The organism is Bacillus sp. JJ783 (genome assembly GCF_036963225.1).
Lineage (GTDB): Bacteria > Bacillota > Bacilli > Bacillales > Bacillaceae_G > Bacillus_A > Bacillus_A cereus_U.
The window spans coordinates 31,769-48,965 of sequence record NZ_JBALMG010000058.1; the positions used below are offsets into that span (position 1 = coordinate 31,769).

The window sequence follows — 17,197 nt, forward strand, 5'->3', positions numbered from 1 at the left end:
GATAGGGGCTTTTTCTATTTCTCACACAAACAGTTGTTAAATAATTCCGAATCTTATGATAAGATTTTATAAGCGCTTACATTATTTAAGGGAGGTGGTGCAATCTATACGAACCGGTATTCATTTTTATCGAAAAAAAGGAGGATGTCTAAATGACAAAGAAAACAGAAATTCCATCACATTTAAAACCATTCGTATCCACACAGCATTATGATCAATACACACCGGTGAATCACGCTGTTTGGCGTTACATTATGAAACAAAACCATAACTTCTTAAAAGATGTTGCTCATCCCGCCTATGTTAATGGACTACAATCATCTGGTATTAATATAGATGCGATTCCAAAAGTAGAAGAAATGAATGACTGTTTAGCACCAAGCGGCTGGGGCGCCGTAACGATTGACGGACTTATTCCCGGCGTAGCATTCTTTGATTTTCAGGGGCACGGATTACTACCAATCGCAACAGATATTCGTAAAGTAGAAAATATCGAGTATACACCAGCTCCTGATATCGTTCATGAAGCAGCAGGACACGCACCGATTTTACTTGATTCTACATATGCAAAATATGTGAAGCGCTTTGGACAAATTGGAGCGAAAGCTTTCTCAACAAAAGAAGAACATGAGGCTTTTGAAGCTGTTCGTACATTAACGATTGTAAAAGAAAGCCCGACTTCTACACCTGAAGAAGTTGAAGTTGCTGAAAATGCTGTAATCGAAAAACAAAACTTAGTTTCCGGTTTATCAGAAGCAGAACAAATTTCACGTCTATTCTGGTGGACAGTGGAATACGGCTTAATCGGTAATATAGATGATCCAAAAATTTACGGTGCTGGTCTCCTTTCCTCTGTCGGTGAAAGTAAGCATTGCTTAACAGATGCTGTAAAGAAAGTTCCATTCTCAATTGAAGCTTGCACCGGGACAACTTATGACGTAACAAAAATGCAGCCACAGCTATTTGTTTGTGAATCATTTGAAGAGTTGACTGAGGCACTTGAGCAGTTCTCTACAACGATGGCATTTAAAACAGGTGGCACAGAAGGATTAGAAAAAGCAATCCGCTCCGAAAATCATGCTACAACTGAGCTAAGTAGTGGATTACAAATTACGGGTACATTTACAGAGACAATTAAAAATGATACTGGTGAAGTTATTTACACACGAACAAGCTCACCAACTGCATTAGCAATTCATAATAAACAACTAGCAAATCATTCTACATCTGTGCACAGCGATGGATTCGGGACACCAATCGGATTACTAGATGGTGATATTGCATTAGAAAATTGTACAGAAGAACAATTACAATCATTAGGCATTACAATTGGACATAGTGCAGAGTTTACTTTTGCAAGCGGCATTCATGTAAAAGGAACAGTAACAGACATTGTAAAGAATGATAAAAAAATTGCTCTTATCTCCTTTATAAATTGTACAGTTACTCATAAAGATCGCTTATTATTTGATCCTTCATGGGGAGCATTTGATATGGCTGTCGGCTCACAAATCACTTCTGTGTTCCCAGGAGCGGCAGATGCGGCTGCATTTTTCCCGATGAATGAAGCAGTACAAGAAACTCCTGATCCACTTGTACTGAATGAGCTTGAACGTATGTATCAAACAGTTCGGGATATACGTAACGATAGTATTTTACACGATACTCATACTGATCAATTAATAGCTATTCAAGAAGTATTAAATAAATTTCATCCGAAAGAATGGTTGCTTCGTCTTGAAATTTTAGAATTGCTTTTAGAACATAATAAAGGCCACGAAGCATCAGCGGCATTATTGCAACAACTTTCTACTTTCACAACTGACGAATCTGTAACACGTCTTATTAACAACGGTCTTGCGTTACTACAGGTAAAGGATGTGAAAAATGATGCTACGACTAACTAATGAAGAGGTACAAGAAGAATTAGTTAAGCTGGATAAATGGACAGTGAAAGATGAAAAATGGATTGAAAGAAAATATATGTTTTCCGACTACTTAAAAGGAGTCGAATTTGTCTCTGAAGCCGCCAAACTATCAGAAGAACATAATCACCACCCATTTATCCTTATCCAGTATAAAGCAGTCATTATTACTTTGTCATCATGGAATGCAAAAGGTTTAACCAAACTAGATTTTGACCTTGCAAAGCAATTTGACCAACTATTTTTACAAAACGAAAAAGCAATTATAAGAAAGTAAAAAAGAGAAGCCTTTTTTAGGCTTCTCCTTTTATTTTGAAATGTATACAATGTCCAAATGGATCCTTGGCCTGTAATATTCCATCTTTGTACGTAGCAATTTTGCCAATGTTTTTTAAGCTTTCACATACTTGCTCTTTTTGTTTTTCATCCGCTAGTACAATTGTGAAATATTTCAAGCCAACGGAATTTGGCATTTGTGGTGGTATCCCTTCACCTTGCCACGTATTTAAACCGATATGATGATGATAACCACCTGCGGATACGAACAACGCTCCATTACGAGCTGGGATTGTTACTTCAAAGCCAAGACCATCAACGTAGAAACGTTTCGCTTCTTCTAAGTCAGCTACATGTAAATGAATATGCCCCATCACAGTACCAGCCGGGAACCCATTCCATGCACTTCCTTGCTGCAATAATTCTTCACCGGCTAATGGGTTACTAACAAATGGTAGCTCTCCATTCTCATCACGCCAAACTTCTTTTTGGCGATCATGATAAATTTCAATCCCGTTTCCATCTGGATCAGCTAAATAAAGAGCTTCACTAAAGTAATGATCGGCTCCACCGTGCAGTGGATATACCATCTCTACAAGATGACGAAGAATGTTCGCTAAGTCCTGTCTGGTTGGTAATAAAATTGCGTAATGATATAACCCTGTTCTCCCTCTTTGCTTTGGTAAAGCTTCTTTCTTTTCTTCAATGATAAGGAGTGGTTCTTCATTTTCATTCCCAAATGTAACGACTGTTTTCTCTTCTTTTAGCACTTTCATACTTAATACTTCTGTATAAAACTCTAGTGATTTCTTTATATTTGATACGTATAGATGAACAACACCAAGTGTTGTTTCGGGATGAAGTTGAAAGCTCATCTTGTTATACCCCCATTTAAATTAGTTCTTCTTTGACATTTTCTCTTTTAAGAAATTATCTACAAAACCATCAGCTTTCGCAACAAATAAATAAGCACCCATTGCTAATAATGCAAGTTCTAATTCGAAGCCAGGATTTTTCCCATCTCCTAATAAACCAGCTGACCATTTCACTTTTACAATTGCTCCAACCATAACAAGTGCAAATAATAATCCAATATATCTTACACCTAAACCTAGAATTAACAATAGACCTCCAACTAATTCAACTGTTGCTACACCGTATGCAAGTCCTCCTGGTAAACCAATGCTTGTGAACCACCCTGCAATATTGTCAATTCCTGATTGGAATTTTGTTAAACCGTGCATAAAGAATGTTACCCCTAACACGATACGAATAATTAAGTTACCAATATGTTGATTCATTTCTTTCTCTCCTTTAGTGTTTTGTTATACAAAACTTTTATTTACATTACAAAACATACACTATTTTTTTTTATTCGTCAATTCATTTTCAGTGGGAAAATATATATTTTTTTTGCTATGATACAAATAGTTGTTTACAAAAAGGAGCTTGATTTTATGAATATTGGTTCTGCGATTCGTGAAATTCGTCAACGTAAAGGCATAACAATTGCACAAATTTGTGAAGGGACAGGTCTTTCTAAAGGTTTTATGAGTCAGGTTGAAAATAATAAAACATCACCATCTATCTCAACTTTAGAAACAATCTCCATTTTTTTAAATGTTCCCCTTCCTTATTTACTGTTAGAACAAAAGGATCGAATGAAAATTATAAAAAAAGAAGAACGGAAATACAGCGTATACGGTAAAGATGAACAAAGAATTGAGCATGTTGCGGAGCAAGGTGGTCTCCGCCTATCTTTAGTAGAAATTTCTGCCGGATTCCCGAAAGAAAACTCACCAAATGCTCATGAAGGCGAAGAGTGTCATCTTGTATTACGCGGAAAACTGGAAGTTCAACATGGTGAAGATATTGCAATTGTAGAAGAAGGTGATTCTTTCTCCTGGAATGCGTGCGTTCCCCATATTGTTCGTAATATAGGTGAAGAATCTGCGTTATTACTTATCTCTAGTCATGCTGAAAATCGAAAACGAGTTTACTAATTGATAAAAAAGAAGCCTGTTTCATAACAGGCTTCTTTTTTATTCCCTTATAATTCCATAACTCGTCCCAACTAGTACAGTCTTTTCATGTTGATTGCGATAAACGGACTCAATTGAAACTTTTTTATATCCTTCCATTTGCTCAATATTTGTTAATGTTAATTCACAAGTAATCGTATCACCTGTAAAAACTGGCCTAATAAATTCACTTACTAATTCCCTCGCTATGTAATGTAACTCTTCTCCTACTTTCGTACCAATGCTGGCAGTCAATAGACCATGAACCATTAATTGTCCATTCTCATCATATTCCATATGATGTCTACCTTTATCGCCTGTAATATTTGCAAATTCAAAAACTTCTTCCTCGGTAAACCTTCTTTCATATTTAAATACATCCCCAACTTTTACATTCATTTTTATCCCCCGTTTAATAAACTGAATTTTCTTTTATTTTATCACAAAATAAGTCTCAGTTCAGTTTATATTATTAAAATAGCGATCCTTTTTCTTCACTACCTTATAATTTTATCGATGCCCATCCTTTTTTGCCACTTGATACCCATAATACGCACATGTTCCATTTCTTGATAACTCTCTTACTTCAAAACCACAGCTTCTATAAAAATCAAAATTGTTAGCGGATGTATGCGCAAACCAATCGCCATGCGGAAGCTTTTGTAAACAAAGAGCTACAAGTTTCTTACCTAACCCTTTTCCCCTATACTCACACTTCACAACTAAATTTACTATGTTAGCAACCATGATTTGATCAGAAATCACTCTAACCATCGCGACCATTTCTTCTTCATCCCAAATTGTGAAAGCCCATGTGGAATTTTCAAATGCTATCGTAAATTTTTCAATTTGCCAAGAAGGGATATTATCATTACTCCAACCGGCATCTTCAAATAAAGTTTTAATTGCATATGCTGGTACACCGTTCGTTCCCTCACGAATAATAAGTCCATTATGGTAAATATACATGTAATCCCCCCTTTATTTTTATATACCATTCTCCAAAAAATGCAATTCACCTTTTTTCATCCAACCCGCTTAATGGAATAAACGAGAACATCCATCTCATGAAATGAAGTTGTTTTCTCATAACTAAGCCCTGTTTTTCTAGCAACAAATATTGAAGCTGGGTGGTTCGGATTAATAAGTGAAATTAATTTATTCATTTGTAATGCTTGAAAACCATAGTCTCGAAATGCCGCCGCAGCCTCTTTCGCATACCCTTTCCCCCAATACTTAGGAAGTAACCAATAGCCAATCTCAATTTCCTCTTTTCCATCTACCTTCTGCTTGACAAGTCCTGCATGACCAATTCGTATCCCTGTTTCCTTTTCAATCATTACAAATAAACCGAGACCGTTTTTATAATTTGGAAGTACCCTCTCCTCCAAACTTTTTTTACATTGCATAAATGTTTTTAACATTCCATTTCCAATATAGCGCATTACCTTCTCATCCCCCCATAAAGAAGCATAAAACGGTAAATCATCCATTGTATATTTGCGAAATTGTAAACGATCTGTATGAAACACTCTTTTATTCACTCCCATCATTTTGAACCTCATTACATAACTATATATTTCAAACTACTTAAATGTTAAATAATTTTTATCAAGACGCCACTGAAAAGAAAGAAAATTCAGTCTTATAAAAATGTATTATATCAAAAAAAAGCAGTAGACAAAAGAGTGTCTACTGCATCCATATCATAACTAGTATTAAGAACACTACAATTGAGGGGGTGTAGGATTTTCATATATACTAGATACTTATCCCGTTCTAACGGGCGGTAAACCTTCCAATCTTTTGAGTGGAAAGTTTACCGCACATAAGAACTTTGCGGTCATTAAGAAAGCACTGTTAAGTATTCAAATACACGCTGAGCTTTTTCTCCACCCATTCGTGCATGTTGAAGTAGCGAAATGCCATGCGGGCCAGGTGCAAATAATGCTTCTGGTTGTACTACTAAAATAGCTTGTACGACTTCAAGTTCACCAAGCATAGCCGCTGCAAAAATATCCATCCGAGCGCCCTTTGCCAGTAAATAAAGTGCAATATCTTTACGTCCTACATGGGCCGCTGCTCCTAAGGCACTTTCCCAATCTGAGCCGCCCCAATTATAAGAGGCATGAAGTAAGCTTGGCGATTCTGCCAATAGTTCCTGTACTTTTTCTAAATCTCCGTGAGCTGCCATAACAAATTCTCTTACTAATTCAGTGGTAATACGTTCTTCTGTTTGCATCGCTCTGCTCCTTTTTTAGAAATTCGTTTCGGTGTAAAAAATGGCTTGTCGCTTCCTTGAAAAATATCTACTTCTATGCCAAATACATGTTGAAACATTTGTTGACATAATACTTCTTCTGGTACACCGTCATACTGAATCTTTCCTCGCTTTAATACGAGTAAACGATCACTATATTGAGCCGCTTGGTTAATGTCATGTAAGACCATTATAATTGTCATACCAAACTCCTCGTTTAATCGTTTCACAAGTTCCATTACTTCCAACTGGTGAACGATATCCAAAAAGGTTGTTGGTTCATCTAATAATAAGACATTTGTACGTTGTGCTAGCGTCATCGCAATCCAAGCACGTTGTCTTTCTCCTCCTGATAAGGATTGTAAAAGACGATATTCATACCCTTCAAGATTTGTAACAGACAATGCCCAATCAACAATTTCTTCATCTTCTTTGTTTAAGCGACTACTCCATGATTTATGAGGACCTCTTCCGAACTCTATTAGTTCTTTCACTGTTAAATCTAATTGATGATCATGCATTTGTGGTAACATCGCTAATTGCTTCGCTACATCCTCACTCTTCATCGTATGAATATTTGTCCCATCTAAAATGATATCTCCTTCGCTTTGTTTAAGTAGCCGTGCTATTAAACGCAGCAAAGTAGATTTCCCGGATCCATTCGGACCGATTAAACTAACGATTTCTCCAGCTTTAATATGTACATTCATATTTTGCATTTGAAATCTTTCAGAATGTGCGTAAAACACTTTGTTAACGGAAATCACGTTGTTTTCCTCCTCTATGAATTAAATATAAGAAGAACGGACCACCTAAGAAGGACAATAAAATACCAACAGGCAATTCGATTGGATCGAACCAACTTCGAGCTATCGCATCCGCGAAAACAAGTAATATCCCTCCGCCAAGGCATGATAATGGCAGTAAATATTTATAGTCATTTCCAACTAATAAACGTAACATATGTGGTACAACAAGACCTACAAATCCAATTAAACCAGAAACACTAACCGCAATTCCAGCTAACATTGTACTTACTACTATTAAATAAAACCGACTTCTTTCCACGTTATGCCCTAATAATTTCACCATTTCATCCCCAAGCATTAATACTCGAATGTGTTTAATACCGAAGAAAGCTAATATAATAGCGAATATTGCATAGTAAATAATCATATTTAAATGTGCCCAGCTCACACCACCAATACCGCCAGCTAACCACGGTAACACGGATTGTACTTTGTCACTATGTAATAACATTAATGCTGACGTTGCTGCACCAATTAATGCATTGATTGACACACCTACTAAGACGATTCTTGAAGGCGGTGCCCCTTTTTGCCACGATAAAGCATAAATGACCATCGCTGTTATGAAAGCTCCTAAAAACGCTCCTAGCGGTAAAAAAGCCATGTGCTGAGGAAATAGAATCATAATTACAATTGCTACAAGACCCGCTCCAGATGAAACCCCGATAATTCCAGGGTCTGCAAGAGGGTTTCTCATAACCCCCTGCAGTAATGCTCCAGATGTAGCTAAACACGTTCCTACTATAAACCCAACGAGCACTCTCGGTATGCGAAGATCCCATACAATCCGATGAACTGTCGAACTTTCATCTTGTATCCCTGTTAGAATGTCTCGTAAAGAAAAAGATAAACTTCCTGCGAAAAGACCGTAAAAAAGACTTAGAAATGTTAATACGACTAAAGTAACTGCTATTATCCATCTTTTCTTTGCAAAAGGATGTTCCTTTTCTCTTACTATTTCACTACTCTCCATACTTATCATTTCCTTACATCTTGTATACTTTTATACATGAATTCCATCGCTTCTGTAACTTTTGTCCCAGGATTTGATCCAAATAAATCTGGTGGCAAAATAACTACACGATTTTGTTTTACTGCATCTAAATTTTTCCATGCTTCATTTTTCATCATTTCGCCTTCAAATGCTTTTTTCACACTATTGGGATCTCCATGTGTAATTAAATAAATCACATCTGGATTTGCTTCAATAATACGTTCTACACTTAGCTGTGCATATTGCGGATATTCTTTCATTTCTGGAAAACCAGCTGCGATATTTTTCCCGCCCGTTTTTTCTAAAATATCCCCTGATAGAGATGTTGGTAATGCTGCTAAATAAGTGCCTGGTGCCCCATACACTAGCAATGCTTTAACGTCACTCTTTTTCTCATATTTCTTCATTTGATCATTAATTTTTTGGTTAAGCTCTTTTGCTTTATCTTCTTTCTTCATTACTGTTCCATACATTTCAATACTCTTTTGAATATCTTTTACAGAGTTGGCTGAAGAAATGATTACTTTTGTTCCTTGCCCTTCAACCGTTGGAATATTTTTTTGGAATCCATTATTAGCAACAAGTACGTCTGGCTTTAAACTAGCAATTTGTTCAAAGTTTGGCTGATGTGCATTTCCAATTACTTGTGTTTTTTGCAAATCTTCTGGAAGGGGAATTTTTGCATCTGGACGCCCGACGATTTTTCCTCCTAAAGCGTGGATAACATTCATGTCACCCATACTTAACGTCGCAAAACTTTCAGGAACTTTATTGAATGTTATCTTTCTGTCTGAGAGATCGGTAATTTCGATTTTGTCTGTTCCTTTATCTGTTTTTGTGGCGGATGCTTTTTCGTTTTCTTTTGCACTGCAACCTAGTAATAAGAAAAAAATAGATAAGATCGCTGTGAACAGCGTAATGGATTTTTTCATTCTTTCACCTCTAATTGATAATGATAATCATTAACTACTATTATACTTTAATTGATATAGATTATCATTGTCAATATAAACCGCATACATTTTCTTCAAAAACGAAAAAACGCTACAAAAAGATTTTTTCTTTTCGTAGCGCTCTATTTAACAATTTTCTTCATATTCGCTCTCCTCTAATTGGTCACGCATCGTTCTAACACACTTAAAGAAGAAAAAAGCAAGAACTAAAAATACAACAATACTCCCCATCATAACAAAAGACTGCACCATATCTTTGACTCCGCTTGGAATTAATAAACCGATCATTAAAAATGTACTTATAGACAAAAGTACTTGTCCGAAACGGGTATAATCTGCTATTTTTCCTTGTAATTCTTTCATCTCTTTATCACTCCCATCCTCACTTTATCACATTCTATTAAGCTTAAAGACAAGTAAATAGAACCAAACTGGGAGATGTTTTCCAAAGTAAAAAAGAGCCACTTAAATGCGGCTCTTTTTTATCTATTATACGCCTTTATACGCTTCCATATAGACTTCTTTTAGCTCTGAAATGAGCGGCAATTTTGGATTAGCTGTTGTACACTGATCTTCAAACGCTCTTTCTGCTAACATTTCCACAACAGCTTCAAATTGTTCTTTAGCAACTCCTTGTTCCGCGATACTCATATTGATATTTAAGCTTTTTCCAAGCGCAATAATCGCTTGGACGAGTGATTCCACACCTTCTGCCGCTGAACTTGCTGGAAGCCCGAGCATCCTCGCAATATGTGCATAGCGTTCATCTGCCACAAAGTGCTCATATTTTGGGAACAATGCGTGTTTCCTTGGCTTAATAGCATTATAGCGAACTACATGCGGCATAAGAATTGCATTTGCGCGTCCGTGTGGAATATGGAATTCTGGTCCAAGTTTATGTGCTAAACTGTGATTAATACCAAGGAAAGCATTAGCAAATGCCATCCCTGCAATCGCAGAAGCGTTATGCATTTTTTCTCGCGCCTCTTCATCATTTCCATCTTTATATGCCCTCGGTAAATATTTAAATACGAGATCAATTGCTTTTAACGCTAAACCATCCGTATAGTCATTTGCCATAACAGACACATATGCCTCAATTGCATGTGTTAATACGTCCATGCCAGTATCTGCTGTTACATGAGGTGGTACTGTCATTACAAATTGTGGATCAACAATCGCTACATCTGGTGTTAATTCATAATCAGCAAGCGGATATTTTATATTATTTTTTTTATCTGTAATAACCGCAAATGGTGTCACTTCTGAACCCGTCCCTGATGTTGTTGGAATGGCAACAAATTGCGCTTTATTTCCTAATTTAGGATACTTACATGTACGTTTTCTTATATCTAAAAACTTCTGTTTAATTCCATAGAATGTTGTTTCTGGGTGCTCATAAAATAGCCACATCCCTTTTGCTGCATCCATAGCTGAACCACCGCCAAGTGCGATAATTACATCTGGCTTAAAGCTTTTCATCATGTCCGCACCTTTAAAAACAGTTTCATCTGATGGATCTGGCTCAACCTCGAAGAAAACTTCAACTTTCACATCATTTGCATGTTTACGTAAATAGTGCGTGACCGTATCTACATATCCATGCTCAACCATCCCTGGATCCGTTACAATAAATGCACGTGAAATGTTAGGCATGTTTGCTAAATATGCTGTAGCATGTTTTTCAAAATAAATTTTTGGCGGTAATTTGAACCACTGCATATTCTTTTTTCTATTTGCCAGCCTTTTTATATTTAATAAATGAGTCGCTGTTACGTTTTGGGAAACTGAGTTTTTCCCGTAGGAACCACAACCAAGCGTAAGGGATGGAATAAATCCATTATATATATCCCCTATTCCACCTTGTGATGAAGGTGCATTTACAATGAGACGGCAAGCTTTCATGTGTAATCCAAATTGCTTTTGCACTTCTTTGTTTGTAGAATGGATGACTGCTGAATGTCCTAAACCACCAAGGTTCAACATTTCTTCGCAATATGTAAATCCTTCTTCTAATGAATTTGCTTTTACACAAGCTAATACTGGACTCAGTTTCTCACGAGATAAAGGATATGCTGCTCCGATTCCTTTAATTTCAGCTACAAGCATTTTTGTATTTTTCGGAACAGTAATCCCTACTAATTCGGCAATATACTGTGCTGATTTCCCAACAATATCACTATTTACTGCACATGTATTTTCATTAATAACAAGCTTTTCTAATTTTCTTCTCTCTTCTTCTGTTACAAAGTAACAATTATTCGCAATCATTTCTGTTTTAACATCATCATAGATTTCCTTATCGGCAATGATTGCTTGTTCCGATGCACAAATCATACCGTTATCAAATGTTTTCGATAAAATCAAATCATTAACAGCTCGTTTTATATGCGCTGATTTCTCTATATAACACGGTACATTACCGGGACCTACACCTAGCGCTGGTTTTCCAGTAGAATAAGCTGATTTCACCATACCAGCCCCTCCAGTTGCTAGAACGAGCGCAACACCTTCATGATTCATTAATTGTTTCGTTGCTTCGACAGAAGGTCTGTCAATCCATTGAATGCAGTGCTTTGGTGCACCAGCCTTCACTGCAGCATCGTATACTGTTTTCGCTGCTGCAATAGAACATTTTTGTGCAGAAGGATGGAATGCGAAAATAAGTGGATTTCTCGTTTTTATCGCGATTAATGCTTTAAACATCGTTGTCGACGTTGGGTTGGTTACTGGCGTTACTCCAGCTACTACACCAACCGGTTCCGCAATTTCTATTACTTCTTCATGAGGATCTTCATGAATAATTCCTACCGTCTTGTCTTTCTTTATACTATGCCAAATGTATTCAGTGGCAAAAATATTTTTAATGCATTTATCTTCATATACACCACGACCCGTTTCTTCAACAGCCAATTTCGCAAGCGGCATATGTTGATCAACACCTGCTAGTGCCATTTTATGAACAATGTTGTCAATTTGCTCTTGTGTAAAACCTTCTAATGCTTGTAAAGCTTTTTGACCGTTATCTACTAACGAATCAATCATCTCTTTTACTTCCTGCATTTCATTTACAACTTTCTCTTTGACTACCATGTAAATTTCCTCCTATTCTACTATTCCGGTCCTTATATGTCCCTATAGGTCAAAATAAGTCCCAATTATCGCAAAAAAAATAGAGTTGCCTGCCTACATGAATTTCATTGTTTGTGAAACATTTCACAAGTTTGTTCGTGAGTAACATTTCATGAATTCAATATACATGAAATTATTTCATTTGTGTATGTCTATTTTGTGAAACATTTCACAAAATGATGTAATAAAAATGCACTGCTCTATATTAGCAGTGCATTTTTACTATGCTAGCGCTTGTGCTAAATCTTCAATTAAATCTTCACCATCTTCAATACCGACTGAAATACGAATTAATGTATCTGTAATTCCTAACTCTTTGCGGCGATCTGCTGGGATTGATGCATGTGTCATTTGAGATGGGATAGAAATTAAACTTTCTACTGCTCCTAAGCTTTCAGCAAGTGTAAAGTATTGTAATTTCTCAAGTACTTTATTTAATGTTTCTTCACTATCTACATCAAATGAAATAATAGCCCCAAATCCATTTGCTTGTTCTGTTGCTAATTCATGATTTTGATGTGATGCAAGACCTGGGTAATATACTTTATTTACTTTTGGATGGTTATTTAAAAACTCAGCAATGGCGCGTGAATTCGTTTCATGTTCTTCCATACGAATTCCTAATGTTTTTAAACCGCGAAGTAGTAAGAAGCTATCTTGTGGGCCAAGAATACCTCCTGTTGAGTTTTGTACAAAGTGAAGGTCTTCTGCTAATTGCGGGCTATTTACAACTACTAGGCCTGCAATTACGTCACTATGTCCTCCTAAATATTTCGTTGCACTATGAAGTACAATGTCTGCTCCTAAAGAGATTGGCGACTGCCAATATGGCGTCATGAATGTGTTATCAATAATTGTTAATACATCTTTCTCTTTAGCAAGAGTAGATATTTTCTTAATATCAGTAATTTTTAGTAATGGGTTCGTTGGTGTTTCCACATAAATCGCTTTCGTATTTGGACGAATCGCTTCTACAACTTCCTCTAGGTTTGTTGTATCTACAAATGTATGCTCAATACCGAAGCGGTTTAATACTTTCGTAATAACACGGTACGTTCCGCCATAAACATCATCTGTTAAAATGACATGATCACCTTTTGAGAACAACATAATTGTCGCTGTAATAGCAGCCATTCCTGAACCAAATGCAAATCCAGCATGACCATTTTCTAATACGGCAATCATTTCTTCTAGAGCTGCACGTGTTGGGTTACCTGTACGTGAATATTCATATCCTTGATGCTTACCAACTGCTTCTTGTTTGTACGTACTCGTTTGATAGATCGGTACGTTTACAGATCCAGTTGAAGGTTCTCCTATGCGAATACCATGAATTAACTTTGTCTTTGCTCTCATTTTTTATTCCCATCCTTTGTATATGTCTTTACTTAAATAGCGCTCACTACTATCAGGAAAAATCGTTACAATATTTGTACCTGGTGCTGCTTTCTCTGCCTCAAGTAAGCTTGCATGAAATGCTGCTCCTGAAGAGCTCCCAACGAGAAGGCCTTCCTTTTTCGCTAATTCTTTCACTCGTAAAAATGCATTTCGATCAGAAATTGTATGAATTTCATCAAAATAAGATGTTTTTAAAAATGGTGGAATGAATTCAAGACCAATACCTTCTGTTTCATGTGAACCAGCTTTGCCGCCATTTAAAATAGATCCTTCTGGTTCTACAATAACCGTTTTAATATCAATATTTTTTTCTTTTAAATAAGACGCAGTTCCCATAAACGTACCGCCAGTTCCTGCACCCGCAACAAATATGTTAATCTCTCCATTCAGTGCGTCCCAAAGTTCAGGACCTAGTGTTTTGAAATAAGCACGAGGGTTTGCTTCATTAGCAAACTGACTTGGAGAGTATGAATTTGGTATTTCCTTTACTAATTCTTTTGCCTTTGCAATTGCGCCGGTCATTCCTTGCTCAGTCGGTGTATGCACGACCTTTGCACCTAGCGCTTTCATTAATTCTTGTTTTTCAATACTAAATTTCTCTGGTACACAAACAATGACGCGTAAATCATGTTCTAACGCTGCAAGTGCCAGTCCAATGCCGGTATTTCCAGCCGTCGGTTCAATGATTGTTCCGCCCTCTGCAACAAGCCCTTTTTCTAACGCATCTTCGATTAATTCTCTTCCTAAACGATCCTTAACGCTTCCGCCTGGGTTGTAAAATTCAAGCTTTGCAAATAAACGGACTCCTTTCGGAAGTGAAAAACGAGTAATTTCTACGATTGGTGTATGGCCAATCAACTCATGAACTCCACGATATACATTCATCGTGTTCTCCCCCTTATTTGCCAATAAAGAAAAGGCAACTGTATGTATTTTCTTTATATGAGACAGTTGCCTTTTTGTTACATTACTTTAACTCTTCTAGCACTTTTACGATAAAGTTTGTAGAATGAAGAGCTGCTTGATCTAAAAATTGATCAAATGAAACATTTGATTCTTTACCAGCAATATCAGAAAGTGCACGAATAATAACAAACGGAACTTCATATTGGTGGCATACTTGTGCAACAGCTGCTGCTTCCATTTCTACTGCATAAAGATCTTCAAATTTATCACGAATGGCTGCAACGCGGTTCGGATCACTCATAAATGAATCGCCTGTTGCAATCATACCTTTTACAACTTGAATACTTTCTTCTGATTGCATACATTTTTCAGCTAATGCAACTAATGCCTCATCAGCTTTAAATCCAGGTGGCATTCCAGGTACTTGACCATATTCGTAATTAAATGCAGTTACATCTACGTCATGGTGACGAACTTCTGTTGAAATAACTACATCTCCAACATTTAGAGAATGATGGAATCCACCAGCTGAACCAGTGTTGATTACTTTTTCAGGCTTATATTTTTCTAATAAAATTGTCGTTGACATCGCTGCATTTACTTTACCAATACCAGACTTTAACAAGATTACTTCATGTCCTGCCAATAGCCCTTTCGTAAATTCACAACCTGCAACAGTTTCTGTTTCTGCTTGTTCTAATTTGTCACGTAAAATACGTACTTCTTCTTCCATTGCTCCAATTACAGCAATTCTCAATCTAATCCCTCTTTCTATTGCTTAGTTGCCTCCATTACCCAAACGAAATGATTTAATCTCGTAAACGTTACATGGAAGCCATTGTTTTCAAAAATAGATTGCATGATCGGAATACGTGTATAGTATTCTGTTTGCAAATCGTTTGCTAACTGATGGAAACCTCTTTGTTTTGCTGTTTCAACAGTCTTATCATATGCATCTTGATCTGCAAATATCGTATCAGCAAACACTATTTTACCACCTTTGTTTAGCAATTGACTATACTTCGCAATCGCTACGTCTTTTTCATCATCTGTTAAATGATGAAATGCGTAAGTGCTCACGATAGTATCGATTGAATTCGGGACTTCAAATGATAGAAAATCACCTTCTGTAATTGAAAATTCTTTTGGTAATTTCTCTTTTGCAATTGTACGCATTTCGCGTGACGGTTCTATACCGTAAACTGTGCGACCAGCAAGTAATAATTTATTTGTTAAGTTGCCAGTACCAACACCAAATTCTAATACGTTGCCAAATGACTTGTTAACTACATCCTCTAAAATGTCCTCATAATGGGCGAAAACTTCTTTATATTGTATATCTTCGCCTTGTACAAATGAGTCGTACGTATGAGCCCATTCATCAAATAAACCATTAAATTCTGTTCCCATAAAAATTCCCCTTTTTCTTATCGGTTTTATCAGTATAATATGCCCTCTTTCTAAAAATGTCAATTGAAATGTACGTAGTATTTCCTTCTTTTCTTTGTTACACTATAGGTGATTACATAGGAGAGGGGTCGTCTTCGTGTCATTTACCTTTGAAATGTTAGAAGATAAAGTAGAGTTTTTTGAAGCGGCGGACTTAGCTTCTTTAGAAAAAAAAATTAGTGAGCAAATTGATAATAATAAAGCACTTATGCTCGAAGTACATCACATCTCGCATCAAATGGTTATGGATCCTGAAAGAAAAAGACCTTATTATAGTGCGGTTGTTCATTTTAAATTAAAGAAATTACGCTAACTAAAAAAGAGAGGCTCATAAGAGCCTCTCTTTTTTAGTTTAGAGTTTGAACGAGTACCGGTTTCCAGCCCTCATTTTCTACCCAATCAATATTTACATAATATTTTTTACCTGATTGCTTATCTTGGACATTACCGTACGCTTTATTCTTACCGTTATTTCCGATTCTATGAATAACTAATTGCTCTACTGGAACGTCAATTGCAGTGGAAATCGCTTGATTCATTTCATTCCAATCTGCTGTACCTTTTTTAAACGTCATCGCAGGTGTTCCACCTTGCTGCGTACCTACTGGCTTCCAAGAGGATTTCGTATACGCATCTGTTGCCTTTGGCTGTGTTTTTTCAGCTGGTTCTTTCTCGTTAGCTTTCGCTTCTTCTTCAGCTTTTTTCTTTTCTTCTTCAGCTTTTTTCTTTTCTTCTTCAGCCTTTAGCTTCTCTTCTTCCTTCTTCTTAGCCTCTGCTTTCTCTTGCTCGTTCTTCTTCGTCTCTTCTTTACCTTTAGCTTTCTCAACTTTATTCTCTTTTGTTGTTTGCTGAGTTACTTTTTTATCACTAGAAGACGCTTGCTCTTTTGTACCAGGAACAAACAATTGATATGCTACAATAGCTACTGCTACTAATACAATAGCAATCGCAATATTTAAAACACCGTTTTGACGACGTTTTTGTTGTTTCTGTTGAAATCTAGATCCTCCTGCCATTCTTCAAACCTCCATGCAGTTTTTCATACTTGCTATTGTAACATTAAATCCAGAAAGG

20 protein-coding genes are annotated in these 17,197 nt (G+C 36.6%); 4 read left to right on the forward strand and 16 right to left on the reverse strand.

Annotated features, from left to right (window positions below; translation table 11 throughout):
- Positions 1 to 152: 152 nt before the first annotated feature.
- Both V7038_RS13530 and V7038_RS13535 read left to right on the forward strand, forming a co-directional pair.
- Positions 153 to 1,907 (forward strand): aromatic amino acid hydroxylase, encoded by a 1,755-nt coding sequence (locus tag V7038_RS13530; protein ID WP_070146898.1) that lies wholly within the window; start codon positions 153 to 155, stop codon positions 1,905 to 1,907.
- A complete protein-coding gene (locus V7038_RS13535; protein ID WP_002111944.1) occupies positions 1,888 to 2,202 on the forward strand; it encodes a 4a-hydroxytetrahydrobiopterin dehydratase in 315 nt (104 codons plus the stop codon). Before V7038_RS13530 ends, V7038_RS13535 begins: the two co-directional genes overlap by 20 nt.
- Positions 2,203 to 2,218: 16 nt before the next feature.
- Here the strand turns inward: V7038_RS13535 and V7038_RS13540 are convergent, their stop codons facing one another.
- On the reverse strand, positions 2,219 to 3,076 hold the full coding sequence (locus V7038_RS13540; protein WP_002111945.1) for a VOC family protein: 858 nt from the start codon (positions 3,074 to 3,076) through the stop codon (positions 2,219 to 2,221).
- Positions 3,077 to 3,097: 21 nt separating this feature from the next.
- Complete coding sequence (locus tag V7038_RS13545) at positions 3,098 to 3,502, reverse strand: DoxX family protein (RefSeq protein ID WP_001071557.1); 405 nt, start codon at positions 3,500 to 3,502, stop codon at positions 3,098 to 3,100.
- A gap of 156 nt (positions 3,503 to 3,658) precedes the next feature.
- Here V7038_RS13545 and V7038_RS13550 point away from each other — a divergent pair, with 156 nt between their 5' ends.
- Positions 3,659 to 4,204 carry a helix-turn-helix domain-containing protein gene (locus tag V7038_RS13550; protein WP_002160413.1) on the forward strand — a complete coding sequence of 182 codons (546 nt, stop codon included), beginning with the start codon at positions 3,659 to 3,661 and terminating at the stop codon, positions 4,202 to 4,204.
- Positions 4,205 to 4,243: 39 nt separating this feature from the next.
- On the opposite strand, the gene V7038_RS13555 is transcribed toward V7038_RS13550, so the two are convergent.
- The 13 genes from V7038_RS13555 to V7038_RS13615 all read right to left on the reverse strand — a co-directional run bounded on the left by V7038_RS13555 (position 4,244) and on the right by V7038_RS13615 (position 16,084).
- Positions 4,244 to 4,621: a MaoC/PaaZ C-terminal domain-containing protein gene (locus V7038_RS13555; RefSeq protein ID WP_002111947.1), complete on the reverse strand. Its 378-nt coding sequence runs from the start codon at positions 4,619 to 4,621 to the stop codon at positions 4,244 to 4,246.
- Positions 4,622 to 4,732: 111 nt separating this feature from the next.
- Complete coding sequence (locus V7038_RS13560) at positions 4,733 to 5,191, reverse strand: GNAT family N-acetyltransferase (protein WP_002111948.1); 459 nt, start codon at positions 5,189 to 5,191, stop codon at positions 4,733 to 4,735.
- Between the two features lie 56 nt (positions 5,192 to 5,247).
- Positions 5,248 to 5,775: a GNAT family N-acetyltransferase gene (locus tag V7038_RS13565; RefSeq protein ID WP_002111949.1), complete on the reverse strand. Its 528-nt coding sequence runs from the start codon at positions 5,773 to 5,775 to the stop codon at positions 5,248 to 5,250.
- 293 nt (positions 5,776 to 6,068) lie between these two features.
- Positions 6,069 to 6,464, reverse strand: a complete 396-nt coding sequence (locus tag V7038_RS13570) for an ankyrin repeat domain-containing protein (RefSeq protein WP_002111951.1) — start codon at positions 6,462 to 6,464, stop codon at positions 6,069 to 6,071.
- Positions 6,431 to 7,249, reverse strand: coding sequence for an ABC transporter ATP-binding protein (locus V7038_RS13575; protein WP_335470514.1), 819 nt, complete (start codon positions 7,247 to 7,249; stop codon positions 6,431 to 6,433). Before V7038_RS13575 ends, V7038_RS13570 begins: the two co-directional genes overlap by 34 nt.
- A complete protein-coding gene (locus V7038_RS13580; protein ID WP_070146961.1) occupies positions 7,236 to 8,264 on the reverse strand; it encodes a FecCD family ABC transporter permease in 1,029 nt (342 codons plus the stop codon). The genes V7038_RS13575 and V7038_RS13580 overlap by 14 nt, the downstream gene beginning before the upstream one ends.
- Positions 8,265 to 8,269: 5 nt before the next feature.
- Positions 8,270 to 9,217: an ABC transporter substrate-binding protein gene (locus V7038_RS13585; RefSeq protein WP_335470518.1), complete on the reverse strand. Its 948-nt coding sequence runs from the start codon at positions 9,215 to 9,217 to the stop codon at positions 8,270 to 8,272.
- A gap of 147 nt (positions 9,218 to 9,364) precedes the next feature.
- Positions 9,365 to 9,601 (reverse strand): YrhC family protein, encoded by a 237-nt coding sequence (locus tag V7038_RS13590; RefSeq protein ID WP_002111956.1) that lies wholly within the window; start codon positions 9,599 to 9,601, stop codon positions 9,365 to 9,367.
- 126 nt (positions 9,602 to 9,727) lie between these two features.
- The gene (adhE, locus tag V7038_RS13595) at positions 9,728 to 12,331 is read right to left on the reverse strand and encodes a bifunctional acetaldehyde-CoA/alcohol dehydrogenase (RefSeq protein ID WP_335470520.1); all 2,604 of its coding nucleotides are present in this window, start codon (positions 12,329 to 12,331) and stop codon (positions 9,728 to 9,730) included.
- A 261-nt stretch (positions 12,332 to 12,592) separates the two neighbouring features.
- The gene (locus V7038_RS13600) at positions 12,593 to 13,726 is read right to left on the reverse strand and encodes a bifunctional cystathionine gamma-lyase/homocysteine desulfhydrase (protein WP_335470522.1); all 1,134 of its coding nucleotides are present in this window, start codon (positions 13,724 to 13,726) and stop codon (positions 12,593 to 12,595) included.
- A gap of 3 nt (positions 13,727 to 13,729) precedes the next feature.
- Positions 13,730 to 14,653, reverse strand: a complete 924-nt coding sequence (locus V7038_RS13605) for an O-acetylserine dependent cystathionine beta-synthase (RefSeq protein WP_002111959.1) — start codon at positions 14,651 to 14,653, stop codon at positions 13,730 to 13,732.
- Between the two features lie 82 nt (positions 14,654 to 14,735).
- A complete protein-coding gene (mtnN, locus tag V7038_RS13610) occupies positions 14,736 to 15,431 on the reverse strand; it encodes a 5'-methylthioadenosine/S-adenosylhomocysteine nucleosidase (protein WP_002199294.1) in 696 nt (231 codons plus the stop codon).
- Positions 15,432 to 15,445: 14 nt separating this feature from the next.
- The gene (locus V7038_RS13615; RefSeq protein ID WP_002111961.1) at positions 15,446 to 16,084 is read right to left on the reverse strand and encodes a class I SAM-dependent DNA methyltransferase; all 639 of its coding nucleotides are present in this window, start codon (positions 16,082 to 16,084) and stop codon (positions 15,446 to 15,448) included.
- A gap of 136 nt (positions 16,085 to 16,220) precedes the next feature.
- Between V7038_RS13615 and V7038_RS13620 the strand changes: the two genes are divergently transcribed.
- Positions 16,221 to 16,436 carry a YrzA family protein gene (locus V7038_RS13620; RefSeq protein ID WP_002111962.1) on the forward strand — a complete coding sequence of 72 codons (216 nt, stop codon included), beginning with the start codon at positions 16,221 to 16,223 and terminating at the stop codon, positions 16,434 to 16,436.
- 34 nt (positions 16,437 to 16,470) lie between these two features.
- On the opposite strand, the gene V7038_RS13625 is transcribed toward V7038_RS13620, so the two are convergent.
- Entirely contained in the window at positions 16,471 to 17,139 is a 669-nt protein-coding gene (locus tag V7038_RS13625; RefSeq protein ID WP_002111963.1) for a YrrS family protein, read from the reverse strand.
- Positions 17,140 to 17,197: the final 58 nt, after the last annotated feature.

Excerpts from the sequence above, each read along its gene's own strand:
- V7038_RS13530 (WP_070146898.1), top strand. The coding sequence starts at position 153 with ATGACAAAGAAAACAGAAATTCCATCACATTTAAAACCATTCGTATCC.
- V7038_RS13535 (WP_002111944.1), top strand. The coding sequence starts at position 1,888 with ATGATGCTACGACTAACTAATGAAGAGGTACAAGAAGAATTAGTTAAG.
- V7038_RS13540 (WP_002111945.1), bottom strand. The coding sequence starts at position 3,076 with ATGAGCTTTCAACTTCATCCCGAAACAACACTTGGTGTTGTTCATCTA.
- V7038_RS13545 (WP_001071557.1), bottom strand. The coding sequence starts at position 3,502 with ATGAATCAACATATTGGTAACTTAATTATTCGTATCGTGTTAGGGGTA.
- V7038_RS13550 (WP_002160413.1), top strand. The coding sequence starts at position 3,659 with ATGAATATTGGTTCTGCGATTCGTGAAATTCGTCAACGTAAAGGCATA.
- V7038_RS13555 (WP_002111947.1), bottom strand. The coding sequence starts at position 4,621 with ATGAATGTAAAAGTTGGGGATGTATTTAAATATGAAAGAAGGTTTACC.
- V7038_RS13560 (WP_002111948.1), bottom strand. The coding sequence starts at position 5,191 with ATGTATATTTACCATAATGGACTTATTATTCGTGAGGGAACGAACGGT.
- V7038_RS13565 (WP_002111949.1), bottom strand. The coding sequence starts at position 5,775 with ATGATGGGAGTGAATAAAAGAGTGTTTCATACAGATCGTTTACAATTT.
- V7038_RS13570 (WP_002111951.1), bottom strand. The coding sequence starts at position 6,464 with ATGCAAACAGAAGAACGTATTACCACTGAATTAGTAAGAGAATTTGTT.
- V7038_RS13580 (WP_070146961.1), bottom strand. The coding sequence starts at position 8,264 with ATGGAGAGTAGTGAAATAGTAAGAGAAAAGGAACATCCTTTTGCAAAG.
- V7038_RS13585 (WP_335470518.1), bottom strand. The coding sequence starts at position 9,217 with ATGAAAAAATCCATTACGCTGTTCACAGCGATCTTATCTATTTTTTTC.
- V7038_RS13590 (WP_002111956.1), bottom strand. The coding sequence starts at position 9,601 with ATGAAAGAATTACAAGGAAAAATAGCAGATTATACCCGTTTCGGACAA.
- adhE (WP_335470520.1), bottom strand. The coding sequence starts at position 12,331 with ATGGTAGTCAAAGAGAAAGTTGTAAATGAAATGCAGGAAGTAAAAGAG.
- V7038_RS13600 (WP_335470522.1), bottom strand. The coding sequence starts at position 13,726 with ATGAGAGCAAAGACAAAGTTAATTCATGGTATTCGCATAGGAGAACCT.
- V7038_RS13605 (WP_002111959.1), bottom strand. The coding sequence starts at position 14,653 with ATGAATGTATATCGTGGAGTTCATGAGTTGATTGGCCATACACCAATC.
- V7038_RS13615 (WP_002111961.1), bottom strand. The coding sequence starts at position 16,084 with ATGGGAACAGAATTTAATGGTTTATTTGATGAATGGGCTCATACGTAC.
- V7038_RS13625 (WP_002111963.1), bottom strand. The coding sequence starts at position 17,139 with ATGGCAGGAGGATCTAGATTTCAACAGAAACAACAAAAACGTCGTCAA.